This window comes from Candidatus Eremiobacterota bacterium (assembly GCA_031082125.1).
Taxonomy (GTDB): domain Bacteria; phylum Vulcanimicrobiota; class CADAWZ01; order CADAWZ01; family Ess09-12; genus Ess09-12.
The window spans coordinates 14,943-41,252 of sequence record JAVHLM010000030.1 but is presented as its reverse complement, the minus strand read 5'-3'; the positions used below and the strand labels follow the sequence as shown (position 1 = coordinate 41,252).

General features: G+C 57.8%; 19 protein-coding genes. 12 read left to right on the top strand and 7 right to left on the bottom strand.

Translation table 11 applies throughout. From position 1 onward, the window contains the following. The first annotated feature begins 81 nt into the window (after nucleotides 1-81). The 3 genes from RDV48_25310 (at nucleotide 82) to RDV48_25300 (ending at nucleotide 3,728) form a co-directional block, all read left to right on the top strand. Nucleotides 82-843, top strand: coding sequence for an ankyrin repeat domain-containing protein (locus RDV48_25310; GenBank protein MDQ7826146.1), 762 nt, complete (start codon nucleotides 82-84; stop codon nucleotides 841-843). Nucleotides 844-859: 16 nt separating this feature from the next. Then, nucleotides 860-1,990: a hypothetical protein gene (locus RDV48_25305; protein ID MDQ7826145.1), complete on the top strand. Its 1,131-nt coding sequence runs from the start codon at nucleotides 860-862 to the stop codon at nucleotides 1,988-1,990. 85 nt (nucleotides 1,991-2,075) lie between these two features. Then, nucleotides 2,076-3,728 carry a M48 family metalloprotease gene (locus RDV48_25300; protein ID MDQ7826144.1) on the top strand — a complete coding sequence of 551 codons (1,653 nt, stop codon included), beginning with the start codon at nucleotides 2,076-2,078 and terminating at the stop codon, nucleotides 3,726-3,728. 35 nt (nucleotides 3,729-3,763) lie between these two features. Here RDV48_25300 and RDV48_25295 read toward each other — a convergent pair whose 3' ends face one another. After that, nucleotides 3,764-5,176, bottom strand: a complete 1,413-nt coding sequence (locus RDV48_25295) for a metallophosphoesterase (GenBank protein MDQ7826143.1) — start codon at nucleotides 5,174-5,176, stop codon at nucleotides 3,764-3,766. Nucleotides 5,177-5,402: 226 nt separating this feature from the next. Between RDV48_25295 and RDV48_25290 the strand changes: the two genes are divergently transcribed. Further along, nucleotides 5,403-6,029, top strand: a complete 627-nt coding sequence (locus RDV48_25290; GenBank protein MDQ7826142.1) for a hypothetical protein — start codon at nucleotides 5,403-5,405, stop codon at nucleotides 6,027-6,029. 27 nt (nucleotides 6,030-6,056) lie between these two features. Here RDV48_25290 and RDV48_25285 read toward each other — a convergent pair whose 3' ends face one another. Next, on the bottom strand, nucleotides 6,057-7,895 hold the full coding sequence (locus RDV48_25285; GenBank protein ID MDQ7826141.1) for a hypothetical protein: 1,839 nt from the start codon (nucleotides 7,893-7,895) through the stop codon (nucleotides 6,057-6,059). Between the two features lie 182 nt (nucleotides 7,896-8,077). On the opposite strand from RDV48_25285, the gene RDV48_25280 reads away from it, so the two are divergent. After that, entirely contained in the window at nucleotides 8,078-9,817 is a 1,740-nt protein-coding gene (locus RDV48_25280) for a hypothetical protein (GenBank protein ID MDQ7826140.1), read from the top strand. On the opposite strand, the gene RDV48_25275 is transcribed toward RDV48_25280, so the two are convergent. Further along, nucleotides 9,814-11,190: a PQQ-binding-like beta-propeller repeat protein gene (locus RDV48_25275; GenBank protein MDQ7826139.1), complete on the bottom strand. Its 1,377-nt coding sequence runs from the start codon at nucleotides 11,188-11,190 to the stop codon at nucleotides 9,814-9,816. The two genes, RDV48_25280 and RDV48_25275, sit on opposite strands and share 4 nt — an antisense overlap. Nucleotides 11,191-11,492: 302 nt before the next feature. Between RDV48_25275 and RDV48_25270 the strand changes: the two genes are divergently transcribed. The 3 genes from RDV48_25270 (at nucleotide 11,493) to RDV48_25260 (ending at nucleotide 13,835) form a co-directional block, all read left to right on the top strand. Continuing rightward, nucleotides 11,493-12,140, top strand: coding sequence for a DUF47 family protein (locus tag RDV48_25270; GenBank protein MDQ7826138.1), 648 nt, complete (start codon nucleotides 11,493-11,495; stop codon nucleotides 12,138-12,140). Then, complete coding sequence (locus RDV48_25265) at nucleotides 12,140-13,147, top strand: inorganic phosphate transporter (protein MDQ7826137.1); 1,008 nt, start codon at nucleotides 12,140-12,142, stop codon at nucleotides 13,145-13,147. Before RDV48_25270 ends, RDV48_25265 begins: the two co-directional genes overlap by 1 nt. Nucleotides 13,148-13,298: 151 nt before the next feature. After that, the gene (locus tag RDV48_25260; GenBank protein MDQ7826136.1) at nucleotides 13,299-13,835 is read left to right on the top strand and encodes a hypothetical protein; all 537 of its coding nucleotides are present in this window, start codon (nucleotides 13,299-13,301) and stop codon (nucleotides 13,833-13,835) included. A 29-nt stretch (nucleotides 13,836-13,864) separates the two neighbouring features. Here the strand turns inward: RDV48_25260 and RDV48_25255 are convergent, their stop codons facing one another. Beyond that, nucleotides 13,865-17,272 (bottom strand): carboxypeptidase regulatory-like domain-containing protein, encoded by a 3,408-nt coding sequence (locus RDV48_25255; GenBank protein ID MDQ7826135.1) that lies wholly within the window; start codon nucleotides 17,270-17,272, stop codon nucleotides 13,865-13,867. A 229-nt stretch (nucleotides 17,273-17,501) separates the two neighbouring features. Here RDV48_25255 and RDV48_25250 point away from each other — a divergent pair, with 229 nt between their 5' ends. Together RDV48_25250 and RDV48_25245 are read left to right on the top strand one after the other, a co-directional pair. Beyond that, complete coding sequence (locus RDV48_25250) at nucleotides 17,502-18,869, top strand: PQQ-binding-like beta-propeller repeat protein (protein MDQ7826134.1); 1,368 nt, start codon at nucleotides 17,502-17,504, stop codon at nucleotides 18,867-18,869. 49 nt (nucleotides 18,870-18,918) lie between these two features. Then, nucleotides 18,919-19,833: a hypothetical protein gene (locus tag RDV48_25245; protein MDQ7826133.1), complete on the top strand. Its 915-nt coding sequence runs from the start codon at nucleotides 18,919-18,921 to the stop codon at nucleotides 19,831-19,833. Between the two features lie 137 nt (nucleotides 19,834-19,970). Here RDV48_25245 and RDV48_25240 read toward each other — a convergent pair whose 3' ends face one another. The 3 genes from RDV48_25240 to RDV48_25230 all read right to left on the bottom strand — a co-directional run bounded on the left by RDV48_25240 (nucleotide 19,971) and on the right by RDV48_25230 (nucleotide 21,727). Next, the gene (locus RDV48_25240) at nucleotides 19,971-21,056 is read right to left on the bottom strand and encodes a zinc ribbon domain-containing protein (GenBank protein MDQ7826132.1); all 1,086 of its coding nucleotides are present in this window, start codon (nucleotides 21,054-21,056) and stop codon (nucleotides 19,971-19,973) included. 106 nt (nucleotides 21,057-21,162) lie between these two features. After that, on the bottom strand, nucleotides 21,163-21,369 hold the full coding sequence (locus RDV48_25235) for a hypothetical protein (GenBank protein MDQ7826131.1): 207 nt from the start codon (nucleotides 21,367-21,369) through the stop codon (nucleotides 21,163-21,165). Continuing rightward, on the bottom strand, nucleotides 21,344-21,727 hold the full coding sequence (locus tag RDV48_25230; GenBank protein ID MDQ7826130.1) for a hypothetical protein: 384 nt from the start codon (nucleotides 21,725-21,727) through the stop codon (nucleotides 21,344-21,346). The genes RDV48_25235 and RDV48_25230 overlap by 26 nt, the downstream gene beginning before the upstream one ends. Nucleotides 21,728-22,144: 417 nt before the next feature. Between RDV48_25230 and RDV48_25225 the strand changes: the two genes are divergently transcribed. Together RDV48_25225 and RDV48_25220 are read left to right on the top strand one after the other, a co-directional pair. Next, nucleotides 22,145-23,995, top strand: a complete 1,851-nt coding sequence (locus RDV48_25225; protein ID MDQ7826129.1) for a PAS domain S-box protein — start codon at nucleotides 22,145-22,147, stop codon at nucleotides 23,993-23,995. Nucleotides 23,996-24,114: 119 nt separating this feature from the next. After that, entirely contained in the window at nucleotides 24,115-26,307 is a 2,193-nt protein-coding gene (locus tag RDV48_25220; GenBank protein MDQ7826128.1) for a tetratricopeptide repeat protein, read from the top strand. Nucleotides 26,308-26,310: the final 3 nt, after the last annotated feature.

Below are 26,310 nucleotides of genomic sequence, written 5' to 3'. Positions count from 1 at the left end.
CAAGGTGCCTTTACTTTCGAGTAGGTATCCTGCGGGGAGATGTTGAAACTATTCCCTATTAAAAAGAGGGGGGGCTTCACCATGTGGAGAGTCATCATCAAGCTTCTGGGCACCGCGGCACTCTTCGGGGGCGGCGTGCTTCTGGGGACATACCTGTCAGGCGAAAAAAGCACGACGCTCGAGGAAGAGCGCCTGAGAAAGAGGGAAAAAGAACTGAAGGGCCTTGAAGACGAGCTGAGAAAGCGGGAGGAGCTCACCGCCCGCCAGAGTGCCGCTCTCAAGGAGAAGAGGGGACACCCGGGAGCCCCTGTGGAGCACGGTGCGGCAGGCACGGCCAAAAAGGCGCCGGTCGATGAAATCAGGCTTGCCCACAGGAACCTCTTTGACGCCATAGAGGCAAATGACAGCTATTCCGTCTACGGGTTCATCGATGATGTCAATGCCATCGTTGACGCGGGCCTGGGCGAGAGGGCCATCCACTGGGCCTCGGCGGCAGGCGCCGCCGACGTGGTGAACCTCCTTATCTCGCTGGGCGCCGACATCAACGCAAGCGACATGAACGGCATCACTCCCCTCCATTCGGCGGCTCTCCATGGCCACATTAGTGTCATTGATATCCTCATCGAAAAGGGAGCCGGGGTAAACAAGCCATCATCGAACGGGAGCACGGCACTCCACAGGGCGGTGAGCTCGGAGCATGCCGGAACGGTGGAGCTTCTCCTCGCCAGGGGAGCCAGGGCTCACGTGGCCGATAAAGCAGGGAGAACAGCGCTTGATCTTGCCAGGGAGACAGGAAATAAGAAGATAATAGACCTTCTTGAGGCTTCCGGCGCCGGGAAATAGCGCAGCGGGAAAGACTATGAAGCACAGACTTTTATCCCGGGTCAGCCTGCTCTGTCCCCTCTGCGGCAATGACCTCACGCTGTCGGAGACTTTCATGGTCCGCGGCGGCGAGCTGGACGAGGGCCTCCTCGCATGCACCTCCATGCGGTGCCGGAAACTCTATCCCATTGTGAGCGGCATCCCTCTCCTCATCAGCGACCTAAAAGGTTACTGTGCCTCCAATCACCTGCTGGCTGAGAAGCTGAGATCAGGGGCGCTGCACGCCAGGATGTACCGCGCCCTGGAAAAGCACTGGTCCCTGCAGGTGAGGGCCCTGGACGCTCCTTCCTCCCCGCCCGATGCCTACAGAAAAACCCTGGCCTATTATCTGTGCAGGCATTACCACGACAGGATCACGCTCGACGACAGCGTCGCGTCAATGGTGCCCCTCACCTCGGCGACGGCCCTTTATCACCTGGAATACCTGAGAGAGATGATGGGGGCTGCTCTCCGCGGAGTCGGCGCCGACCTCGGGTGCGCCTGCGGGCGCTTCGTCGCTGAGCTTGCGCCCTTCGTCGAGTGGATGATCGGCGTGGACTGCTGCTTTGATTACCTTGAGATCGCCCGCACCATAATGAAAACGGGGAAATGGGCTTTCTCACTCCCCATGAGCGGCACGATATATCGGGATGCCATCGTGCAGGCTCCTCCTGCCGCCGGTGAGAACGTGGACTTCATTGCCGCTGACTGCACCAGCCCCCTGTTCGGAGGCGGAAAGCTCTCCTTTGCCCTTGCCTTCAACGTCCTCACCGAGCTCCCCTGCCCTACCCTTCTTGTCAAGAATGCCGATGCCATGCTGACTCCGGGAGGCCTCCTTGTCCTGGCGTCAACCTATAACTGGCAGGCCCCTCTCAGGGATGAGCTTCTCGGGGAGCTGGAGAAGAGCTATCCCACTTACGAGGAGCTGTTCCGGGAGCTTCTTGCGGGCCGCGAATGGCGGCGGCTCCTTTCAGGGCCCTACACGCTTGTGAAGGAGGAGAATATGGCTTTCGGAGCCCGTTACGAGCACCGGATGTTCCTCTTTTATATCATGCACCTGATGCTCTGCAGGAAGGGAGGGCAGGCAGGTGAGGTCCCTTTCTTTCTTTCCGGTGAAGCGCGGGAATAAAATGACGGCGCCATGGTATCATTCACATGAGACCCTCGTTCCGTCCCGCGGCACACCCGCGGAAGCCAAAAAGGAGGCCATATCTATGAAATCATCAAGATTTCCTTTTCGCCAGGCACTGGGCATCATCGTGCTTTCGCTTGTCTTCGCCTTTTACTCAGGTGCATTTTCATGGGCGTCATTGGAGACGCGGGTGGCCGTCGTCATCACTGACGAAAATGGAAAGTGGTCGCCCGGCGCCGAGGAGGAGGTATACTCCTTCGGGATCAGCCTTCCCCAGGCCAAGGAAGGCGCCGGCTCCCCTCCCGGGAACATCAGGCTTGTAAGCCCGAAGGAGGCCCTGAACGGGAAGACATTCGCCACCGTCACTCCCGAGGGGCGCGCGGAGCTGCTCCGCTTCCCCGGGGCCCTTCTCGCGTCGAAAAAAGCCGGGGACCTCTTCAGCGTCGATTATGTCTTCCTGGTGAGGCTGTTCAAAGCCGGCAACAAGTGGGCTGCCGAGACTACCGCCTATGGAATTTCGAACGGGGACATTGAGCTCCTCGGGGTGAAACTTGGCAAGGACCGCAGAAAGGCAATGGACCTTGTGGTCGCTGAGGTGCCTGCGGCCGTGCAGCTCATGTCGGAAACACTCGTGATGCCTGTCGTAGGAAGCGACGTGGGAAAGCTCTACCATAAAAAAGATGCCGAGCATATTACCGGGAAGGGGACAAGGCAGGAGTTCGCCAACTCCAGGATAGCGAAGAAGGGGGGCTATAAGCCATGCCCCATATGCCATGCCGAGAAAACCCGCTACTACTCCGATGATGCCCTCGAGGCAGCCCTGGGCCGGGAGCTCACCTCCATTGTAGAGAGCTCATTCATCGTTTCCGACAATCCCGAATACAGAGAGCGTGTGGTCCGCCTCGGCCATGCCGTCGTGAAGGGCAATGACCTGAAGCGCTATACCTACCGCTTCCGCGTGCTGGACACCGACGTGGTGAATGCTTACTCTGTCCCTGAAGGGGGCGTGTACATCACGAAAGGGCTTCTGGGGATCCTGGAATCAGACGACGAGCTGGGAGGCATCATCGCCCACGAGATAGCCCACACTGAAAGCCACCATGCCGTCAAGATGTACAGGAGGGCCCGGACCAACTCTTACCTCGGGGCCATTGTCGTCATTGCCACGGGGAGCCCCTGGGCACAGCTCCTCACCGACTTCACCAACAGCTTTTTCGTGAGCGGCTGGAGCAGGGGCTTCGAGACAGAGGCGGACCGGAAGGCAATGCTCTTCATGACCGCCGCAGGCCTCGATCCCAGGGAGTTCACCGTGGTGATGAAAAAGCTCGGCGACAGGAGCAAGCTGAAAAACCGGGGAGCCGAGTGGTTCCGGACCCACCCCACCGATGAGCAGCGGATAAAAGAGGCTGTCAAGACCTCTGAAAGCCTCAAGGGAATCATAGAGACTTTCAGAGAGATTGAGAAGATAGACGCCGATATGGCTGCCTGTCTGCGCGCACACCCGGAATACTTCATGGATGACTCCGGGTTCCTGAGCCAATTCCTGAGGAACCTGTCAGCCCTCCATTTCCCCGCGGCTCCCGCAGATCAGCCGCTGAGCAGCCCCGAGCCGCTGAGCAGCCCTGAGCCGCTGAGCAGCCCTGAGTCGGTGAGCAGCCCTGAGCCGCTGAGCAGCCCTGAGCCCGGGAAAGCCTCTCCCGGCGGCGGAAGCGATGGCCCCGCAAAGGGGGAATAATAAGCCCCGGGGGCGCTTACCCCCTCTGCCCCCGCTCAGTTCTTCAGGGTGATGCTGTCTGTGTAAAGCTGTTTCATCGTGCCCTTATCGGTGAACTGATAGACGCTTACTGTCTCTTTGACAGAGCCGTCGAGCTGAGAATCAGGGTCAATGATCACCATCGTGCAGTCAGGGTCGCCCTTGTCAATCCAGGTGCCGGAATTGGCATAGATGCATTTATCATTGTTGGCGTTATAGCTTGCGCCAAGCGTCGCCTTGTGGGTATGGCCGAAGACCACGACCCGCGTGCCGGTGTCGCGGGAGAAGTACTGGGTTCTCGACTGGAAGTCGCACCATACGCTCAGTGAGCCCACGAGAAGGCCGCTGAGAACGCTTATTGAGCTCGGCACCAGGTTCTCGGCCTGCCGATTCTGCCAGTTGTCCTCGATATAGCGGTAAAGCAGGGGCTGATTTATGGTGATGAAATCAACCTGGGGCACAAGGTCGTTGATGGCATAGACGCCCGTATAGCCGTCAATCCCTGTTTTGATGATCTTCGCATTGTAATCCTGGGTGGGCTTCACCTGGCTCAGGATGAGCTTCCAGGCAGCCCAGTAGTAGAACGGGCCGATCATGGAATTGCTGTTGAGCCCCAGAGAGCCTTCAAAGCCCACGCTCTGGTAGCCGTTGGAAGCGGCAATCTTCGAGACGAAGAAGCCCGGGGGGATTATTGCGCCGCTGTTGGTGGTATAGTTCTCCGGGGAATAAGGAATGCGGTTTGAGAGCATATCGGGGGCATTGAAGAAATCATAGCGGTGGCTGTGCTCGATGACCGTCCCGGCAAGCCCTCCGGGAGAATAGGTGCCGAGGCCGGCGGCATCACGCTGCTGGCTGATGCCGGGAAAAATCCTGTCTATGTCTTCTCTGGTGACGAGCATATCGTGGTTCCCAGGCACATAGGTCACTTTTCTCCCCGACTGGATGAGAGTCTTTATGCCGCTAATGATATCGGGATGCGCCTGGGCGATGGAGTCCACGAACCTGGACTCCCCTTCCTGGCCGGAGCCGAAGCCGTTAAAGGTGTCGTGATCCATGGGGATCACCCACTCATCAAACATATCGCCGTCGATGACGACCTCCTTGACTGCCTGGCGGCCGGCCAGGGTCTTAAGAAAATCCACGAGGATCGACTCGTTTTTGTTGAACCAGGCGTATCCTTCCTTGATGCTCCGCTCGTCGCCGAGGTGAATGTCGCTGATGACAACCACAAGGTTTCCCTGCGGATCGCTTGTGTCATCATCGTCGAGGAGCACTGACTCCGCGGTGAACTCCGGGTACGTCTGCGCAGGTGACGAAGTATCAGCGGGGCTCAGGATCATGGAGCTCTCTGTGCCGCCGCCGGTAGAGCACCCAGGCAGAAACATCAGGGCCACCAAAAGAATACTGCAGAGAATGAAGCTGTTTTTCATGGTACCTCCTTTGTGATGACTGCCTCGGTGCTGACCTCCCCGGGCTTCATTGGCCATGGTGCCTGCGAGGGGCACCTCCAGGAGAGTTCTTGATTTCCGTAACTATTCCTCCGGGGAGAGGCCGCAGTCTGTCCCTTTTCCGCGGTTCATGCTATAATACGAAAAGCAAAGTACCTGGAATCTTCATTCAGGGAAAAGAGAGGCTCAGAAGAGGAGGCAGATGAGCATGAGAAACCCATGGGTGATCCGGGGCATCAACCTTAAATGGATCATCCTTATGGCGCTGATCATCGCGGCGTACCTGCTCTGGCCCTCGGGAAAGCGCTATCCTCCCGGGGTGCTGATCAAGAGCACCCCCCGCATGGAAATGCTCGAGGGGGCGAAGTCCTGGTCCTACCGCGCCGGAACAAGGGAGTTCACCCTGACCCCGAGGGCCCAGTTCGCCATGGAGGCCCGTGTCCTTTCCGTCAACAAGGAATATGACGACGTGCGGATAGGGCCCCTGGACATCGTCGTGGGCTGGGGGGCCATGTCGGACCAGAAAGTGCTTGACGGGATCAGAATCTGGCAGGACAACACGAGGCACTGGTTCTGCATGCCCAGGGGGAGAGAGTGGCCCATCCCCATGGATGAGGTGGGCGGGTCTGCCGTGAACACCCATATCATTCCGGCAGACCGGGAGATTGAAAAAAAGCTGATGGCCCTCAGAAAGGGCGACCTGATAAGCCTCAAGGGGCTGCTGGTCGATGTATCGGGGGAACAGGGATTCTCGTGGCGCACCTCGGTGACTCCCGGCGGTTTCGGTGACCATTCGTGCAAGATCATCTGGGTGCAGAAACTTGACCGGCGGTGACTCAAAGACCTGCGGGCGGCTTCCGTCTCAGGAAGGCGAGCGCTCAATGGCCTGGGTGAGACAGCGCACTGCTCCCTGCATACCGGATATTGCCGAGGAGGGGATCGGGATCACTTCAAAGCCCTGTTCCCTGTAGATACTCTGAGCAAAGGTATCCAGCGCCTTTATCCCGTACACGGGAAGATAGACCCTTTTCACCTGCGAGCCGTCCGGGGATTTATAGCTCTCCATCATGACGTTGTTATAAGTGACAATTGGAACCCCCACGTAAGGCTGGCGCAGATACGGAGCCCTTATTACCCTGAATCCCCGGGCTTCCATATCTTTCGCCACGGCGTCGAAGTTATGCTGAAATGCTTCTGCCCCTTCCCGGGAGCTTGTCCCTTCCCGGTTTTTCTCCAGAATCGACGTCAAGGCGTTTTCGCTGCAGTCACAGGAGGCCTGGAGGCTTTTCACGGCGCCTTTCCATTCTTCTTTTGACATTCCCTCGAGGAGCCTCACGCCGAGAGAGGGATCGCCCACGAGCACCGTGGAGTCATCAAGGGGGGTCAGGGCCATGTCTATATGAAAAGTGGGCTGCTGCTCCTTCTGCGGGGTGGCGGGGTTGTCCATCCCCACGACAAACACTTTTTTCTGGAAAGTCTGGTGAAATACCTCGGGGACTACCTCTCTCAAGAGCTGCCCGAAGTCGGGGCCTTTCTCCAGCTTCGTGCCGGTGCGGTTCTCATAGAACCGCATGACTTTCCTGTCAAAGCTTTTGTTGATGAGTCGGTAGAACTGCAGCTGTTCGGCCGTCTCTTTCACCGATTCAGCGCCGATGAAGACCGCATCCTTCGCGGCCACCATGTTTCCCCCGTCAATCCTGATGAAGGGGAGATCCTTCACTTCAGGCAGACCCTGGCCCTCCTGAACCCTCTGAGGAACCAGCCTGTCAGAGGCTGCCGACCAGTAATCCCTGTCCTGGCGGAGAATCACGGGGGAGCCGTCACTGTTCCGGGCTGGTATCATGGAGTCCCGGATCCAGAGGGACACATTCCCTCCCGCGGGAACGACCTTTATCCTGCCGGGGTTCTCGAGCTTCAAGTCCTTTATGGTTTTCTCGAGGGCGGCCCTGTCTTCAGAGGCTTCCACCACGAAGGTGAATTTCACGTCTTTATCGGCCGTCTCAAGATATGTCCTGTAGGCCTCAAGGACCTGCTCCTTCACCTTGCCCCGGAGATTTCCGTCGAGCTGAAAGGCGAAGTGCCCGATTTTTCCCGTGTGATCGGGGAGCACGGAGGCACTCTCGCTGAAAAGAGCATCAGGGACGCTGATATATTCATAGTCGTAGCCTTCAGCGCCCCTGTCATGGAAATTCAGGACCTTTGCCTGGTCTTCCATGCCTTCCTTTTTCACTCTCTCATAGAGCTTTCTGCCATACTCGGCGGCCAGTCTCCTTGAATCGGCATAGGTGTGGCCCTGGAAGCCCTTCTTGAAGAGGCTGCCGCCCTCATCGGGCGATGGATCCTCAAAGCCGCTCCCGTGGTGGGGGAAGGAGCCGGAATCGTCAAAGGGGAGCACCTTTTCGCGGGAATACTGGCTGCCGAAGGGCGCGGCCAGCGCCGGCACCGCGTTGAACCCTGCTGCGCCGAGAACTGAAAGGCCCAGCAGGAGCCCTGTCATTGCCTTCTGGGAGACGGTGAGGCGGCTTTCAGTGTTCTCTTCCGGGAAGGAAGGCATTATTTCACTCTGAGGCGTTCCTTCCCCGGCTTTAAAGCTGTCCTGGGGAGAAGGAAAAGAGGGAGGCTCTGCCGTCTCCCTGAATTCTGCTCCCGGAGTCCACTTCAGCTTGTCGGGAAAGACATTCCTCACTGGTGAGGTATCCATGCTTCACTCCTCTGAGGGTAAATAGCGAAAACGCCCGGCCTGCCGGGTTCCTCTACAGATTATAGCATACCAGGGCCAGGATGGGTGTTACCAAGAGGTAAATTTTTCGCACTCCTCTTCTTGCCTTGGGGAATATTTTCTGGTAAAATTCTTGTGAGGCCGAAAAAGAAAGGATGGAACCCATGAAGACAAATCTTTACACCGTCATTGCTTTGGTTCTTGCAGCTGTCACCGTCACCGCCCTCATCGGCTGCGGATGCTCCGGAACAAGCGATTCCAACGCCGGGTATATCAATACGGGGAGCTCAAATGCTCCGTACAACCCCCTCAACCCCGAGGAGCCCCTCGTCACCATAAGGAGCAGAAGTGCAAAAGCCGACGTCACCATAACGGGATATGCCATGGACGTGAAAGGCACCAACCCCGATGGATCTTCTTACAACTACCCGGATTTCACCGTCAAGGGGGCGGGGCTCCAGGGGATTAGCCAGCCGCCGTACGGCCTCCAGCAGTTCACCTATCCCTATATGTACCTGCTTGCCAACAAGAGCGGCGCAAACTGCGTGCGCCTCTACGGCGCCGCCTTCGCAAACGAGACTCCTGCCCAGCAGGCCAATGATGTCGATGCAGCCCTCACCTGGGCAAGATCCGCGACATCAAACGGGACCCCGATGTTCGTCGCCGTGGGAATCACGATGGGAGACAGCAATGCCATTGATTACACCAATACCCAGAGCGGGTCGACACTCATGGCCCAGCGCCAGAACATTCAGACTTTTGTAAACGGGGTCATTGCGCTGAACAATGATCGGCAGCTTCTGTGGATTATCGGGAACGAGCTGGTGAAGAGCTCCGATCCCGCGGTCCACGCGGCAGTGTACACAGAGATCGATTATATTGCCAAGAATATAATACAGGCAGGCGGCAGCAACCTCCCCTGCATGACGGCCGTCCCTACCGTCACCACCGCAGAGCTTGAGGTCATCGCCGCGAACTGCCCCGACCTGCAGATCCTGGGCATCAACGATTATTACGGAACTTTCGGGACGACCTCGGGTGGAGGCTTCCTGAACACCCTCGCCTCCACCATGACGGCTTCGCAGCAGGATCCCAATGGATGGCAGAAGCCCTATATCGTCTCCGAGTTCGGCTCCTATGACCTGGGGGGCCTCAACATGCCCACGATCACCCTGCCTCCTCCCCCTGCCTATGTTCCCCAGGGGATCTACGCCCTTGAGGCTAATTCCACCCTCGTTGCTGCCGACTATTACAACAATTACCAGACCTACATAGTTCCCGCTCTCACCACGGGCTGCGTGGGCTCCTTCTGCTACGTCTATGAGAACCCGGTGTACTCAGCCCTCTATGCGTATTTTTTCGAGATGGTGGTCTCAGGCCCCCTGGAAACGCCGAGTTATAATCCCAACGGGAGGTACAGGCTTCAGGCAGTTGACCAGATGATAAGCGCCTGGGGAGGGACTTCTCCCGGCACGGCCTACCCGCAGATCGTCCTTGGTGCCGACCAGGATCCCCAGGGGATCTCCTGCTCCTTCAAAGCCACGCAGCAGAACATGTCGCCTTCCGCCGTGAGCCCGGGCGCACCGCTCACTGCATCGGTCAAGGTGAATTTCAGCGGATCCCTCACCTATACCTGGTACATCGTTGATGACACCGCCAACCATTACAGCCCTCAGAATTACGAGGGGACCGCGTCAAATCCCCCTGCCGGCGTGTCTCAGAACACGGTGACCTCGGGAGGCACCCAGACCAATACCGTCACCTTCAATGCGCCCCAGACCGCGGGGAATTACCAGCTCAGGGTCACCATAGTGAACGGCACCGACCCCGGCCCCGGCGTCGATCCCTCGGTGCAGGGCACCGCGGCGACGGCAGCAGTGTATTTCCAGGTCGGCAGCCCTTAGGGGGAATGGTGTACATGGGATCGCTCATGGCTCACTCCGCTTTTCAGATTTTTGGAAAGCTTCACGCCGCCGATATTTATCTCTTCCCCTTCGTCGATGATGGCCTCTCTGCCCATGGCGGGGAGCTCTTTCTCTCTTTCGGCGACTTTTGCATCATCGCAGATCAGAGAATAGACATTGCCCTTGTCGTCATCGACAAAAAGGCTGTTGCCGGGGCCCGCCGACACGTGCTGCGGGAGAGAATCAAACCACAGCTCCCATTTTTTCTTGCCCGTTTCCCCCTCGAGAGCGTACAGCACGCCCGTCATTTTTGGAGAGCCGGCGAGGGCGGGGTTGTGGCATGCCACGTACACGGTGCCGTCATCGCCTTCGGCCGGGGGCGCCGTCGCCGACGTGCCGGGATTGAACTCCCATTTCGCCTTCCCCGTCTTCTCATCGAGGATCTTCACCCCCTGCTGATGGGGACAAAACAGAAGCGTGCCGCGGCGCCCTACGGTGAGAGAGGGGTACATGCCCCCCAGCATGGGGCCCTGAGCTTCCCACAACAGGGAGCCTTTATTGCTGTCAAAGGCCTTTGCATTTCCCGAGGTGTCGGTCACACAGAGGTTTCCTGAAGGAGTGCACACCGGGGTGAAGCCCCCTGTTTCCATGGAAAACTCGTATTTCTTCTTTCCTGTTTTCTCGCTCAAAGCCAGAATTTTATCATTATTCTTCTGCTTTACAAAGAGCGTCCCCCCGGGTCCCCGCGTGACAGCCTCCGTGCGGCCCTCGATGGGAGCCTTCCATTTTTCCCTGCCGCTTGAGCCGTCAAGAGCCATGAGGTCCTTTGATGACTCCATGGCCACGAAGACCGTGCCGTCTTCCGTAACGGCCATCTCCTCTATGCCATATTCATCGGTGGGGATGTTCCACTTCTTCTCTCCCGTGGCGCCGTCCACGCCGTAGATTTGATAATCTCCCGCGCGGGAACCGCCCCAGAATACAAGGGTGCCGTCGGGGCAGGCCATGGGGGGAGAGCAGAAGATCCTGGTCCTGTGACTCCATTTTTCCTCGCCGCTCTCTCCTTTCAGAGCCGTGAGACGCTTGAGACTCACCCCCGCGTAAACAGTGCCATCGGCGCCGATGGAGGGCCTGATGCCAAGGCTCTCTTTGCCGATACTGGTCACCCAGTTTATCCTCTCGCTCCCTATCCGGTCTTTCCCCAGAAGTATCTCCCTGGCCTTGTCAGTATCCAGAAGCGCGGCTGCGTGCTTCGCGGACTTGCTGAAGGAATCGGTGATGCTCTCGAAGTGGCCTTTTTGCGTGGCGGGAGGTTTTAAAGCCTTTGGTTTTCTCGTTTTGGGAGGTACCGCGGTGGTTTTCGGAATTTCCATTGCAGCAGGATCCTTTCTCTCATTTCATCCTCGGTCCGAGGCGCGGATGGAGTTATCAGGGTTTATACTCACCAGCATATCACTATGATACCATGAATTCATCTCATTGACAAAATATTCCTATAGGCAGGGAGAGATTCTGCTCTCTGACAAGGGACGGGGCGGTCCCTCCTCCCCAGCTTCTGATGCATTGATAGTGAAACGAGTGATTCTTGCCGATGCTCCAGGGAGGAAAAAGGGGAATGAATTGCAAATATTAGGGAGCTGTCCCTAGTTTTTCACTCCACGGAAAGGAGGAGCCGGTGAAACTATTCAGCTCAAAGGTGAAGGAAGACGATTTCATCGTGTTTTTCAAGCGCCACGCCGGGATCGGCGTCGAATGCTCCAAGGCGCTCAGCTCCCTGTTCCGCGGCGGCGGGAGCGAGTCCTTCAAGCTCATCGACAAGCTTGAGCACGAGGGCGACAAACTCTGCACCGACGTGCACAAACTGGTGGACCGTACCTTCATTCCCCTTTTCGACAAGCCCGACATCCTCGCCCTCACAAATTACCTCGACAACATCCCCGACACGATGAAGACCATCGGGCGCAAGATGGTGATTTTCAACCTCGACAAGAGCAAGGAGAGAGAGAGCTGCCTCGAGGTGGCCCGCAGGTTCTGCCAGTGCATAGAAGAGGCCACCCTTGAGCTGCTCAGAGTGGTTGACCAGCTTCCCAGGTTCGATCATGACGGGCTGAGAGCCTCGGTGCTGAAGATCAATGCGCTCGAAGACAAGGCCGACGACCTCTTGGACGAGTCGCTTGCACGCCTTTTTAACGACCTCAATGCCCCGGTGACCGTTTCCATGGCGCTCTGGAGCGAGGTTTTTCACCTGCTTGAAAGTGTGACGGATCACTGCCAGGATGCCGCCGATACCCTGATGTCCATTGCGCGCAAGGAAGGTCACTGATGGAGACTGTGACCCTTGTGGCCCTCCTCATCGTCCTTTTCCTGGTGCTCTCGTCGGAATTCGTCAACGGCTGGACCGACGCTCCCAACGCCATCGCCTGCCTCATCACCACCAGGGTGATGACGGCAGGCCAGGCCATCGCCCTCGCCGTGGTGATGAACGTGCTGGGAACCCTGTCGGGAACGGCAGTGGCCGAGACGATGGGCAAAGGGATAGTCTCGACGGCCACCATCAACCTGCTGACTATTTCCGCCGCCCTCGTGGGGATCATCGCCTGGGGGGCAGTGGCGGCCCGCTACGGGATTCCCACAAGCGAGTCCCACGCGCTGGTGGCGGGGCTCTCAGGCGCCGCCCTCGCGACGGCAGGCCCCGGCTCCCTTCAATGGGCCGGCTGGTCCAAGGTGCTCATCGGCGTGGCTTCGGCGGTGATCCTGGGCCTTGCAGGCTCGTGGATTGTCAGCAGGATCATCATCAGGCTTGCGGCGAAGCGCCTCCCCGGGCCTTCAAAGAAGCTCTTCGACAGGCTCCAGATACTGTCGGGGGCATTCATGGCCTACAATCACGGCCTCAATGACGGCCAGAAATTCGTCGGTGTATTCACCCTGGCACTCGTGATGGGGGGAGTGCTCAAGGAATTCCATATCCCGGTGTGGGTGATTCTGCTCTGCGCCATCACCATGGGAGTGGGCACCTCCATTGGAGGCAAGGAGATCATCGGGACCCTGGGCGAGAAGATTGCGAAAATAGAATCGTGGCAGGGCTTCGCTGCCCTCACGGGGGCTTCCACCACTATCCTCGGCGCATCGCTTCTGGGCATTCCCCTCAGCACCACCCACACCATCGTGGCGGCCGTCACCGGCACCGGCATGAGCAGGTCGCCTGCCGTGGTCCGATGGAAATACCCGAGGCGCATCGTCTACGCCTCGCTCCTCACCTTCCCCCTCTGCGGGGCAATCGCATTCCTGGTGTGCTTCCTGCTCCAGACCCTGCAGAGGCTGTTCATGTGAGATATCCCCGGGCCCTGCTGAAGCTCCGTGTCACAAAAAGTTAACACTCATTGAGTCTTTTTTTAGTATTCCTTGAGCGCTCTTTGAGGGCCTTCCTGTACCATTAAACCATGGGAATGCCGGTAATGAGGTTGCCAAGGAGGTGCCGTCGATGAATTCCATAATTATAGGCAGTCAAGCCTTTAACACCATGCCCGCCGCTGCCGGGAAGCCACTTTCCGAAGAGCATGCATCAGAGAAGCCGCGCGACACTTTCAGCCTGTCTCCCCGCGAAGAGGCCCCTGTCGCGAAGCCCTCGCTCTTCAAGAGATTTGCCGAATCAAAGGCGGGAAAATACCTTGAAAGCATGGCCTCTCCGTGCGCGTTTTTCGCAGCCCCCGCGCTGACGGGGCTGGCGGTGGCAGCGCTGCTTCCAGGAGCTTCAGGAATAGCTCTGGGAGTCGGTGCGGGTGCGCTGGTGAGCTCAATACAGGGCATCACTTCCGACCTGGAAGAGAAGTCGGCAGCCTTCAGGGGCGGGCTTCTCTGGGGGGCAGGCTACGGGCTTATGGGCGCAGCGGCCCAGGCCGCGGGAGGGCTCGGAGTCGCGCTTCCAGTAGTATCTGCAGTGACAATCGGCACGGGGTTCATTGCGAAGGCGATTGTGGAGCCCATGCTGAAATGGCCCGAAAAGTGGCACCAAAAATAGAAAGGAGACTGCCGTGATGGAGATGCTGCTCACCACCGGTACAGGACCTGTCTCAGAAGCGGTGTCATCTGGACGTTCTTGGTGACAGTCTCGCCCGGTTGCACCTTGAGTATTTCGTTCACGTCGGCATAACCCGCCCTGGTGACGGAGAAATCCCTGTTTCCCGGCTGCACGCCGACAAGCTCATAATTCCCATTGGTGTCGGTCTCAGTTGTTCTGTCGGCGTAGGTGACCCTCGCACCGGCAATGGAAGCGCCGGTGGAAGAGTCCGTCACCGTACCCTTGAGGGTCCCCTTGTTGGAAAGGACCGTCATCGTGAAGGAATGGGTCACCGTGCTCCCTGAAGCGACGCTCACGCTGCCCGAGTATGCATTGTAACCGCTGAGGGTGCCCTCCACGGTGAAGGTCCCCGCGCTGAGGCCGGTGATTTTATAGAAGCCGCTCTTGTCGGTATAGGCCTGACCTCCATCGGGCCCCCTGGCGACGACCAGGACCCCCTGGAGGATCTTGCCTGAGGCTGAATCTGTCACGGTGCCCTGGAGGGTGCCTGATCCCTGCGATGGGCTGAGTGCAAAGTCCTTCGTGACCGTCTCCCCCGCCCTTACGGTGACTGTTGCGGCACCGTCCGTGTATCCCTCCCTGGTGACAGTGATCATGCACTCCCCTGCCGGCAGGCCGGCAAGACTGTACCTTCCGCTCTCACTGGTGGTGGCTGCGGCATCGTCCCCCCTCACTTCGGCGTCCCTTATCGGCTGCCCTGTGGCTGCATCAGTTACCGTGCCTTCTATGGAGCCTGACGTGCTTTCGGGAGCAAGGGTCACATTGCAGGTAGTCGTGCCGGAGACCACGGTCACCATGGTAGATGATGATTGATAGCCAGTTTTGACAACTCTGATGGTCCTGCTTCCGATGGCGATGCCGGCGAGCCTATACCTCCCCTCGCTGTCGGTGTATGCCTTCGTGGCCTCGATGGAAACTGTGGCGTCTTCCACAGGCCTTTGCGTGACACTGTCGGTTACCGTTCCAGAGACGCTCCCCGCTGAAGGGTAAGGCGTCATCGAGAAATTGCAGGAGGTCGCCGCACTGCCCTGAACTGCCACCGAGCCCGTGTAACCGGCGTATCCCGCCTTGGAGGCTATGATGGTCCTCGTTCCCGCGATTATGCCGTCCAGCTCAAAATAACCGCGCCCGTCAGTGAGAACGCTCGTGGCGCCGATTGCGACCTTGGCGTTTTCCAGGGGCGAGCCGGACTGGCTGTCGGTGACCACGCCCGTCACCTCGCCGGTATCCCAGAAAGGCGTCATCCTGATGTCACAGGTGAGCGTATCGGCTGCAGTGACCCAGACGAGATCGACGTAAGGGTCGTAGCCATGCTTGAGGGCGAAGATGAGACGTGGCCCGGCCAGCACGTCGAGGGAGTAGTTTCCCTCCGCATCGCTCCTGCAATCGGTGCAGCCGATAAACACAAGGGCCCGCTCCAGCCTGGCGCCGGTATTCCTGTCAGTGACCTGCCCGGCGACAGTGCCTTTGAGGGTAAGGGGGGTCATGTCGATATTCCTGGAGGTCGTCTTGCCTGCCTCAATTTTCACTTCACTGGAATAGATCCAGTAGGCATGCTTGATGGCATATATCTTCACAGTGCCTGCAGGGAGGCCTCCTATTCGGTAACGGCCGTCTCTGTCTGTCGTGGCCACCTCGAATCCCGCGATGACGATGGCTCCCGGAATGGCTTCTTTCTTCCAGGTATCAATGACTGTACCGTCAACTTCACCTGTCGTCGAGCGGGGGGTCATCTTTATGTTCTTTTCTGTTGCCGGGGCTGTCACCACGATGGTCTCAGGGGTGTAGTCATAGCCGTTTTTCACCGCGCTTATTTCATAGGACTTCTCATCCAACCCGTCAATTGCATACTCCCCGTCACTGCCGCTCAGACATTGCTTTGCGCCGATTGTGACCACCGCATCGGGCAGCACCTCGCCGGTGCTCAAATCGGTGACCCGTCCGAATACCTTTGCGGTCTTGGGGTTCGGAGTCATTTCTATGCGGCAGGCGACACCCTGCTTACCTGCAGGGACAGTCACTTTCCCTTGATAACTCACATATCCCGCCGCAATGACCATTATTTCCTGCTCACCCTCGGGGATGCCGGTGAGATCATAGAACCCATAGTCATCGGTCGTCGTATTATGGTCGCCTATGGTAACCAGTGCATCCTGGATCGGCTCCCCGGTGCCCTTGACAGTGACATCCCCATAGACCCACCCTGTCCTCTCCTTGAGGACCAGCTCGATGGGGAAGCTGGTGACCTCCCCCGCCTTCACTTCCACGGTGCCGGAATAGTTCTGATAGCCCGTCTTCTGTGCCGTGAGGGTATAAGATCCGGGCGGCACACCGTTGAGAAGGTAGAGCCCCCTGTCATTTGTCGAGGTTTTGAGGGCGCCGATGGAGATGATCACGTCTTCAAGATCCATCCCCCAATCCTTGTCAGTGACCAGGCCCACGATGGCGCCTGAAGGCGAGCCACCTTCAGGCGCCATGGATACGTTGCATACCGCCAGTTTGCCCGCAATGACTGTTACGGTGGCGCTTGCGGGCTTATAGCCTGTCCTGGTGAAACTTACAGTCTGCTGCCCGGCATCGACGCCGGTGAGAAGGTATGTGCCTTTCACATCGGTAGCAGCCGATGACTGGCCTATTATGACCGTGGCCCCCTGGAGCTTCGCTCCGGAATTCTGGTCCGTCACCATTCCCGCGACGGAGCCGCTTGTCGTAAGGGCCTTCAAGGTGAAGGATTTCAGAGCGGCGCTCCCCTGATCCACGGTGACGGTGCCGGTGTAAGGCTCATAGCCCGCCTTGCTCGCCGTGATGCTCACGGTGCCCGGTGTAAGGCCTGTAATGAGGTAATAGCCTTCGGTGCCGGTCCTGGTGCCAATTGATCCGGCAGTGACTGTCACATTTTCCAGGGGCTTTCCCGACGTCTCATCGGTGACCTGCCCCGTGACGACTCCCCGGGGAGTGCTCACCGTCATCGTGATGTCCTCGAAGGTGACTGCGTTTTCGCTGAGCTCCACCGTGTTGGAGTAATCGTCAAAGCCTGTCTTTTCGGCCTTGAGGAGGTACGTTCCCGGCGAGAGGCCCTGGATCTGGAAGAGCCCGTCGGAATCGGTGTATGCTTCCCCGGAAGCCCTGGCGCCTTCTGAGAATACGTCCTTCTGGCTTGAATCCACAGTGACCTTCGCACCTTCGAGAGGTATGCCTCTCTGGCTCAGGATTATGCCTTTCACCGCCGCGGGTGCGGTTCCGCCTCCCCCGCTTCCGCCGGAGTATAGGTAAGTATCACTGCCGCCCGAGCCGCAGCCTGTCAGCAAGAGAGGCAGGAGCAGCGCCAGGAGAATTACTATAAAATGCGGGATTGGGGAGGTGAATATTTTTTTCATCGGACGCTCCTTGTTGATGGGAGAGGCACGGATCATTTTTCCCCGCAGCGGGGAGCGAATCCTTCACTGCTGCGGGTATAATTTCCTCGCCATTGCCCGATGATGCGGACACGCCTCAAGATGATACCTCTTTTGGCAGCGATATGCTATAATAGTTACCGGGAGATTTCTGCTTCGCCTGCTTCGTCCCGCAGAGGGAGCAGGTAGACATTGAAAAGGAGCGCCCACCATGGAGATAAGTAATATCAAGCCCCCCCCTGCACCCCTCAGTCAGCCGCCGGGCCCATTCGGTCCGCTTCAGGAGAAGGCTCAGGACGCCGCCCGTGAGACCTTTCAGAAATCGGAGCCGCCGCAGGCGCCCGGGATGGGCAAGGTCCTTAAAAAAGCCAGCGATATCCTCGCGAAGGATTTCATCTCTGAAGCCTGGTCTTTCAGCGCGGAATCGGCATGCATCCTCCGCACGACTCTTACCCCTCTTGGAAAAGTCATCTGCCAGGACCAGGGAAAAGTTTACTCCCTGGACGGGAAGACCGGCACAAAAGAGTGGGAGCTTGTCAAGGAGCGCGGGGGAATGAGCGGGCCTTCTGTAGGCCCCGACGGCACAGTGTACCTCGACGAGGTCAAGGACGGCTTCCTTGTTGCCGTTGACGGCGCCACAGGGAAAGAAAAATGGAAGGCCTCGGAGAAAATGGGCGACCGCGCCCACGATCACCTGGACAACATCGCCTTGAAAAAGGACAGCGCCCTCCTTGTAGCTCACCTTGCAAGCCAGGGCAGCGATATGAAAAAAATAGTGCGGCGTCTTGATTCCTCGACAGGCCAGATGCAGTGGGAGAGGGCCTTCCCCTCACACCTCATGAGCAGGATGATCGTGAGCGGCGATGAGAGCTCCCTGGTGGTAAGCCTGAGCGACAGGATAGTGTCGCTTGATCCAAAGACAGGAAACAGCCGCTGGACATTCCCCACAGAAAAAGTCGCCGACAGTCTGGCTCCCGTCGTGGGCCCCCAGGGAATCGTCTATTTCAAAGGGAAGGATGAAAAGCTCCATGCCCTCGACGGCGCCACGGGAAAGCCCCTCTGGAAGCACCCCCTCGAGGAGAGCATGGGGGGAGTCCCTGAAATCGCTCCTGACGGGACCCTTTACCTCACGACGCCGGAAAAGATCGTAGCCCTCGACGGCGAGAAGGGGACGGTAAAGTGGGAGCACCGCGGCCAGGGGCGGCAGTTTCAGACCGTGGGCATAGGCGATGACGGATCCCTTCACATGTATGACATGGCGGGGAAAAAGCTCATGGTCTTTAACGGAGAGAACGGCGACCTCAAAGGAGCGCAGCCCTGCGAGAAACACTGGATGACGGCCGAGATAAGCCCCGAGGGCTACCTTTATTACGTCGATGACCACAAGGTCAAAGCCTTGAAAGTGGCGATCACGAGGGAGCTTGTGGAGGAACTCGGCACGCAGGGCCCCGAAGGGGAATCCGCCCAAAAAATCGAGGAAGGCGAAGGGTTTGTGATGATCGGGGGAGTGAGGCTGCCGGTGAGGGGCGAAGACTCGCAGGGCAAGGCCTTTTATATCCTTGGCGCATTGAGGGGATAAGGAGCCTCATTTGATCCCTTCATTGCAGCGGCGGGGAGGGGAGCGGCAGGTGTTTTCTCGCGGGGAGCGGGCTGTCTCAGCGGTATTGCTCATCGCCCTGTGGGCAGGGCTGTTCCTGGTCCTTGGCGCCTTGCCCGCCATGGAGGCCCATCCCACTGGCGAAGCCATCGCTGGCGGGGAATTGACCGAGGCCGACCGAGACTCACTCGGGTGCTGGAAAAAATCACGGAGCTACGGGCTATGCTCCCGGGCAGGCGTAAGGATCGTTGACTTTCCCGACAAAGGCAGCTTCGCGGCTTTCTGGACCCCCCGCCCATTTAAATCAGGCCGCGTCATGGTACTTCTTCATGGAACAGGGGGGACGGCCTACGAGGAAATCAAGGACGAGCTCTCCTCAGCCCGCTCTCATGGGTATATGCTCATCTCGCTCAACTGGCTCGATCCCCGCTCAGGGCGCTATCTCGATGCCTCTTCAGTCTATGGCCTTATCCACCGGGCTCTCCACCATGCAGCGAGCAAGCACGGCGCGAACCCTGACAGGGCGGCCCTCTGCGGGTTCAGCCGCGGCGGGGCGGTGAGCTACGAGGTGGCCTGGCGCGATGCTCAGGAGAACCGCCATTTCAGGCTCGTCATCTGCCATTCCGGCGGAGTTCCCGCCGATGCCGTCGTGACACCCCGGAGCAGCCGCGATGTCGATTCATTCTTTTCACGCCTCAACAGGGGCGAGCTCCCCCCTGACAGCTACCACGGCTGCCCTTTCTTCCTTTACAGCGGCGACAGGGACGAGGAGTGGGGAGCGGCGATGAGCGGGCAGATGGCCCATGCCTGCAAGGTTCTCCCCCGCGCAGGGGCCCGCGTGGTGGAGTGGATGAGAGATCCTGAAGGCGGTCACATGGGCTACCGCACCAGCACCAAAATCCATGACGAGGGGATCGGCTGGTTTCTCAGGCTCACGGAAAAATAAGGTGATACACACCGTAATCGGCCGTGCCGTGAAGCTACCCTGACCTGGAAACTGCTCTGACGGCAGGATTTGTTTCCTGTGATCGGTATTGTCTGGTCAAGAGACGGGCCAGGACATCCCAGCACTGCCTGTCCCCATTAATCTTCTCCTGATATCGTCACGACCTCCTGGGTCCCGCCTGCTTCTCCCTGCGGATCTGCCGCTCTTCTATGGAGATTCGCTCTTTCAACACCGAGAACAACCGATAATTCTCCATACCTGGACCTGGCGGTCAGTATCTGCTGGCCGCTCTCCAGCATCTTCTCCCATGCAGAGGCAAGCTTCCCGGCGTCTCTTGAGACCGCGAAGGCCATCAGCCCTTCCATGCCGCTCAGCGCTTCATCCAGTCCCTCTATAAGGGTTTTTCCCGCTTCGAGCACCTCGTCCTTGAAGGGCGACGGCGTGGTGATTCCATCCATCTGAACCGTAAGGATATGCTCAACCTGGGGCCTTGCTTCGTGAAAGACGGCTCTCAGCGCCTCAATTATCGCGATGAGCTCGTCACCGGAGATCTCGTTCTTCTGAAATCCCTCAATAGCCTCATAAATATTCAGAAAAGAGGAGGGTATTGAGAACTTTCCCGTCAGAATATCGGTCGCCGCGCCTGTTTTTGCAGTGTTCACCGAAGGCACCAGCACCGGGAATATGCTCTTGCAGCTGACGCAGGATCTGGCCTCGGCGGGATTCTCCCGGCCGCACTTCGGGCAGGTTTTCACGGAGAGCGCCCTGGCAAGGACACCGAATTCCTCATATACCTCGAAGAGCCTTTCAACCGATTCTCTCGCACTATCGATACCCTGCGCCAGAACAGTCTCATCGGCGCCCTGAAGATATTTTTCAATCAGAGTAAGGGCCTCTTCATAGCCTTTAAAAGCTTTTTGTGCTTTCCCGGCAACCTCCTTCATCTGCGGAGCATCTTCCACAGGGGCATAGAGAGCCTTGAACTGCTTTTCTGCACCGCGAAGCCGTGAAGACAGCTCCCCTGCCTGGGAGCGGAGCTCCTCCCTGGTTGCCTTCCCGTCGGCCATGTTCCTCCAGGTCCTGATGAAATCGTTAAGATAAGGCGACCTGGAAAGGGGGAGGCCTTCAGAGGCTTCGTCTCCCGGACCCGTGGCGCCGAACCATGCCCCTTTGAGGCTTTCTATCAATGGATTTACCGCTTCATCACCTGTTCTGTCACTCATAAAATAGCGGTTTCCCCCGCCACCTGGCCGGGGGAAACCTTAAACCTCCTTCATATATCGAATCTCATCTCACTCTTGTTTCTGCTGACTGCTCATGCTCCAGGAGCTAGAACCCGAAGGACTGCTGGAAGCAATTCTGCATGCCGTTCATCGCCCCGCACTGCTGGCACTGCTGACCCTGCTGGCCGCCGTGAGGAGGGGGAGGAGCGCCCTGCCTGAATTCGCTCTCGCTCACCGATCCGCTTCCATCAGCGTCCATTTTGGCATAGACCTCATCGACCTTGCTCTCATCGTTCATTCCATGGTTTTTCATGTCCTGAGCGAGCTCTTCCTTGGTCATGTTGCCGTCGCCATCGGCGTCGGCCTGGTTGAAGTTCGGAGGAGGCGGGGGGGCCCTGCAGGGCGCCCTGGCCCTGCTGCGTCATCTGCTGCAGCATCTGCATCATCATCTGCATCATCATCTGCATCTGCATCATTTGCTGGGGGTCCATCTGGCCCGTCATGCCCATGCCGCTCATGCCGCTCATACCGCTCATACCGCTCATACCGCTTAATCCGCTCATGTCCATGCCGCTCATGCCGCTCATGCCGCCGTACATGCTCTGCGGGCTCAGGGCGCTCATCTGCGAGTAAAAATTGCTCATTCCGCTCAGTCCTGATATCTGATCCATTGTGAATCCCCTTTCCGTTTTTCGCCTTAAACTTTCCTTGTCTCTATTATCCCCCCCAAATTCCCATAGTAAAGCCGTTTTTCTGTAACAAATTGTATCAGATTGTATATTTACTTAACAAATGTTACCATTTGTCGCATCGCTTCTTATGGAGCACTCTGCTTTTCGCTTCTGTCGGAGGGCTTGCGGCACTTGATTTAAGAGAAAGACGGGCAATTCTTCCTGATTTTGAGAAGGATTCGGAGAGGCGGAAGAATAAGTAATCTTCACCAGGGCATAATCATGGCGCAGCTCTCCCCCTTTCTTCCCTTCATCGCAGCATTCATCTTCGAACCGGATTTCAACTGAGTCAGGCAGGGAAGGGCTGCCCGCGAGAATACATGACGGTATAAAGAACCGCCTTAAAGGAGCCAGGGTATGAAGTCAAAAGACCTGGAGCCCCAGGCCGGGGAGGCGCTCCGGGAGAGCGAGGACCGGTACCGCAGCCTCTTTGAAAACGCCACCATCGCTATTTTCCTCGCACGAATCGACGGCACGATACTGGACATCAACGCCGAGTTTGCCCGCATGTTCGGCTATGAGAGCCCTGCCCATGCCATGGAAGCGGCAGGGAAGGGCTGCCAGTTTTTTGCCGATCCCGCACGGCGCGAGGAGCTGGTGAAGGAGCTCCGCGGCGGCAGGGAGCCCCTTCACGCCGAAGTCCTCTACCGGCGGAAAGACGGCAGCACTTTTAACGGCGCTCTGAAAGTCCGGCTGGCGAGAGATGAGAGAGGCGCACCGGAATACCTTGAGGGCTTCATAGGGGATATCACGGAGCAGAAACATTATGAAGAGGCTTTGAGCAAGAGCGAGCAGTCGTTCCGCACGCTCACCCATAATGTTCCCGCCGCAGTATACAGGGTCCATCTCAATGAGCAAGGGAGGATGGAGTTCTTCAACGAGGAGATCATGCGGATAACCGGGTATGCGCTGGAGGAGCTCACCCATGGCGAAGTGTGCTCGATAGACCCTCTTATTCTCGATGACAGGGAATATATAATCGGCACAGTAAAGAAAGCCCTCAGGAACAGAGAACCCTTCGAGGTGGAGTACCGGCTCAAAGCCAGGGATGGATCGGTTCACTGCTGCCTTGAGAGGGGGCAGCCACTCTATGATGATGAGGGGAAACCGCGCTATATAGACGGGATAATTCTGGACATCACGGGGCGCAGGCAGGCAGAGGAAGAAGCTCTGATGCTGCTTTCTACTGTCAAGGGGGAAAAGGAAAAGCTCTCATCGCTCCTCAACAGCATCAATGACGAAGTCTGGTTCAACGACACAAGGCAGAAATTTACCCTCGCCAACCCGAGTGCCCTCGAGGAGTTCAAGCTTTCCCCCGGGAAGGAAATCGATGTGAGGGAGCTTGCCGGCTCGCTGGAAGTCTTCCGCCCCGACGGCTCTCCCCGCCCCGTCGAGGAGGCACCGCCCCTTCTCGCTCTTGCAGGAGAATCCATCAGGAACCTGGAGGAGATTATCCGGAGTCCTGCAAGCGGCGAGCTGCGGCACCGCCAGGTAAGCTCCTCCCCTGTCAGAGATGACGCCGGGAAAATAATTGGCGCCGTGTCGGTCGTCCGTGACATCACCGACAAGAAACGGGCCGAAAAGGAGCTGCGCAGGGCTCTGGAGGAGAAAAGCGTGCTGCTTCGCGAGCTTCAGCACCGCGCAAAGAACACCCTCATCATGCTCACCTCGCTGGTGAACCTGGAAATGAATCAGGAAAAAGATCCCGCCGCCAGGAGCGCGCTGAAGAGTATCCTTAACCGCATGTCCACCTTTTCGGACCTTTACTGCATGCTCTATGCCGATGGCTATAGCGCGGAAATACGTCTCGACTGCTACCTCGAGCAGATTGCCCGGTCGCTTGTAAAGTCCGGTTCCGGCGGAAAAGGCTCTGTGAAGCTCGCCCTCTCGCTTGAAGAGATGAAGTTTGACGGGAAAGATGCGTCGTGCCTCGGCCTCATCGTCAACGAGCTCGTCACTAACGCCCTCAGGCACGGGATCGCGGGGGAGCGGGGCGGAACGGTAAGCGTGAGCCTCAAAGAGAATGACGGCTTCATCCTGCTGGAAGTGGCCGATGACGGCGGGGGCCTCCCCGGGGCCTTCGATTTGAGCCATGCTCCAGGCCTGGGCCTTGACCTGGTGTCCACGCTGGCCATGCAGCTTGGCGGCGAAGCCACCTGCGAGGGCGGCGAGAGAACAAGGTTCACCGTGAAATTCAGGAAAGCCTGAGCCCCCATCGTTCCTCCCATGCCCCGGGATGTCTGCTGCGCTGTTCCTGTGAACAATTTGTAAATATAGGAGTCTGTCCCCATTTTCCCGAATCCTTACCTAAGCTTGGCGGTGGCAATATGATATTCCGGGTGCACACTCCTGACAAGAAACTGGGGCCCGACGGCCTCCCTGTCACCATTCTTCCCGACAAAACGGTATTGAAGGAGAAATATACGGTCACGTATATGACCGTCGGCGGAATGGCGGTGATATATCGTGCAAAAGCGGGGGAAAAGCTCTCCATCATCAAGGAGGTGGCAGGCAGTGACGGGCAGGCGGTGATATCCCTCACTTCAGAAAAAAGCCTCCTGGAGCGGCTTGATCACCCCGGGATCGTCAAGGTTGAAGAGCTTTTTGAGGAGGAGGGCTCCTTCTATCTCGCGATGGAATATATTGAAGGAGAGAACCTGCTGAAAAAAATCCCGAGAAGCACCAAGGTGTTCCTCTCGGAAAAAGTGGTGCTTGAATGGACAGGCCAGATTCTGGATATCTTTGAATACCTCCACAGCCAGAAGCCCCCGATCATCTACCGCGACCTGAAGCCTCAGAATATGATCCTGGAAGCATCGACCGGAAAGGTGAAACTGATCGATTTCGGCATTGCAAGGATCTACAAGGACAAGAAATCCGAAGATACCGAAAAAATGGGCACCATCATCACCGCATCGCCGGAGCATTACGGCGAAGGCCAGACAGACGCGAGGTCCGACATCTACACTATCGGAGCCACGATCTACCTGCTGCTCACCAATAACGTGGTGTGGCGGGAGACGCTCTTCAGATTTCCTCCCGTGCGCGATATGAATCCGAAAGTGAGCGAAAGAACCCAGGCAGCCGTTCAGAAAGCCCTGCAGATAAAGCCGCAGGATCGCTTCCAGAGCATAGCGGAGATGAGGGAAGCCTTTTTCGGAGCGAAGGATGAGAGAGGGGAGCATCAGGCATTGAGAACCTCTCTGTTGAGCTCACAGAATGACTCAAGCGTAAAGGACGCTGAAAGAGAGGTCTTGACACAAAAACTCATTGAAAGCGCCGTGAAGAGAGAGGGTACCGCTTCCGCCCCCGCCCGGAAAGAGAGACTCCCGGTGGAAGATGAGACCACTGTGAGGCTCCGCCGCCCTGAGGCGGCGAGAGGCCCAGGGGATATGCCCCGGAGGCTCCTCAGGAAGGTGCTTCTGCCCGCGGCACTCCTGGCTGTCCTGCTGTTTTCCTACGGCGGGTTCAGGCTCGTGAAGCTTATTGCGGGAGCGCGGCAGCCCCCGCTCCCGGGAGCTCCATCCTCACCACCTCCTGCCGTGATCATAGCAACTCCCTCGAAGGCACCGGTTCCCCCTCCCCTGCCGGAATCACCGCGGGCAGGCGTGACGGAAGCGCTGCCCGATGCGGCAAAGCTCATGGAAAAAGGGATATTATCGCTCACCGAAGGCAGATTCACCGAGAGCGAGGCATGCTTCAGGGAAGCGCTCACCCATGATCCGAAATGCGCCGAAGCATACTGGTATATCGGGCAGTCCCTTGAAGGCCGGGAAAAGGGCCATGAGGCCCTCAGGGCCTATAAGGAATACATAAAGAGGAAGCCGAAAAACCCTGAGAGGCTGCGCCATATCGCCGGGATGTCCGTGGCTTCAAAAGACTGCAGCTACGCGCTTCCTCTCCTCATTGAGGCGCAGAAGCTCAACAGGACCGCTGACGGGGCTTTCTCCATCGGCATATGTTATTACCAGAATGGCGACTATGAGAAGGCAATAGCTGCTCTCAGGCAGGCTCTTCGGCTTCAGAGCAACCATCTCTCCGCCCTTCTTCTTCTTGCTGATTGCCACAGCAGAAAAGGAAGCCTCGGAGATGCTCTCTCTGCTTACAAGGCAGCCGAAAAGATGAAACCCGGGCAGATCTCCCTCCTCCGCCAGATAGGAGTCACCGCGAGCGAGGCCGGGGATTACCGTACTTCCAAGGACTATCTGAACCGCTACCTGCTGCTGGAGAGAGACGAGGATAAGTGTGCCGAAGCCCGCAGATTTCTCGAAGAGGTAAAAATCAAGGCCATGAAAGCCTATCCCCCGTCAGTCGAGAGGCAGAGAGATTTCCTGCCCCAGGTGTCAGTGATCGGTATTTTCGGATCAGGAAAGCACTATACCGCCCATATGCTGGTGAAGGGGGATACCCAGGAGCTCCGCGAGGGTGACCGGTTTCTTTCCGGATATTATGTCGTCAGCATAAACCCGGCCCGGGTGGTGCTCGCAAAAGATGAGGCATACTGCGTGCTGAAGCCTTGAGGA

Coding starts and splice junctions, on each gene's coding strand:
- RDV48_25240 (MDQ7826132.1), bottom strand. CDS start 21,056: ATGAGTGACAGAACAGGTGATGAAGCGGTAAATCCATTGATAGAAAGC.
- RDV48_25310 (MDQ7826146.1), top strand. CDS start 82: ATGTGGAGAGTCATCATCAAGCTTCTGGGCACCGCGGCACTCTTCGGG.
- RDV48_25225 (MDQ7826129.1), top strand. CDS start 22,145: ATGAAGTCAAAAGACCTGGAGCCCCAGGCCGGGGAGGCGCTCCGGGAG.
- RDV48_25290 (MDQ7826142.1), top strand. CDS start 5,403: ATGAGAAACCCATGGGTGATCCGGGGCATCAACCTTAAATGGATCATC.
- RDV48_25285 (MDQ7826141.1), bottom strand. CDS start 7,895: ATGGATACCTCACCAGTGAGGAATGTCTTTCCCGACAAGCTGAAGTGG.
- RDV48_25260 (MDQ7826136.1), top strand. CDS start 13,299: ATGAATTCCATAATTATAGGCAGTCAAGCCTTTAACACCATGCCCGCC.
- RDV48_25280 (MDQ7826140.1), top strand. CDS start 8,078: ATGAAGACAAATCTTTACACCGTCATTGCTTTGGTTCTTGCAGCTGTC.
- RDV48_25250 (MDQ7826134.1), top strand. CDS start 17,502: ATGGAGATAAGTAATATCAAGCCCCCCCCTGCACCCCTCAGTCAGCCG.
- RDV48_25255 (MDQ7826135.1), bottom strand. CDS start 17,272: ATGAAAAAAATATTCACCTCCCCAATCCCGCATTTTATAGTAATTCTC.
- RDV48_25235 (MDQ7826131.1), bottom strand. CDS start 21,369: ATGAAAAACCATGGAATGAACGATGAGAGCAAGGTCGATGAGGTCTAT.
- RDV48_25300 (MDQ7826144.1), top strand. CDS start 2,076: ATGAAATCATCAAGATTTCCTTTTCGCCAGGCACTGGGCATCATCGTG.
- RDV48_25295 (MDQ7826143.1), bottom strand. CDS start 5,176: ATGAAAAACAGCTTCATTCTCTGCAGTATTCTTTTGGTGGCCCTGATG.
- RDV48_25230 (MDQ7826130.1), bottom strand. CDS start 21,727: ATGGATCAGATATCAGGACTGAGCGGAATGAGCAATTTTTACTCGCAG.
- RDV48_25305 (MDQ7826145.1), top strand. CDS start 860: ATGAAGCACAGACTTTTATCCCGGGTCAGCCTGCTCTGTCCCCTCTGC.
- RDV48_25275 (MDQ7826139.1), bottom strand. CDS start 11,190: ATGGAAATTCCGAAAACCACCGCGGTACCTCCCAAAACGAGAAAACCA.
- RDV48_25220 (MDQ7826128.1), top strand. CDS start 24,115: ATGATATTCCGGGTGCACACTCCTGACAAGAAACTGGGGCCCGACGGC.
- RDV48_25265 (MDQ7826137.1), top strand. CDS start 12,140: ATGGAGACTGTGACCCTTGTGGCCCTCCTCATCGTCCTTTTCCTGGTG.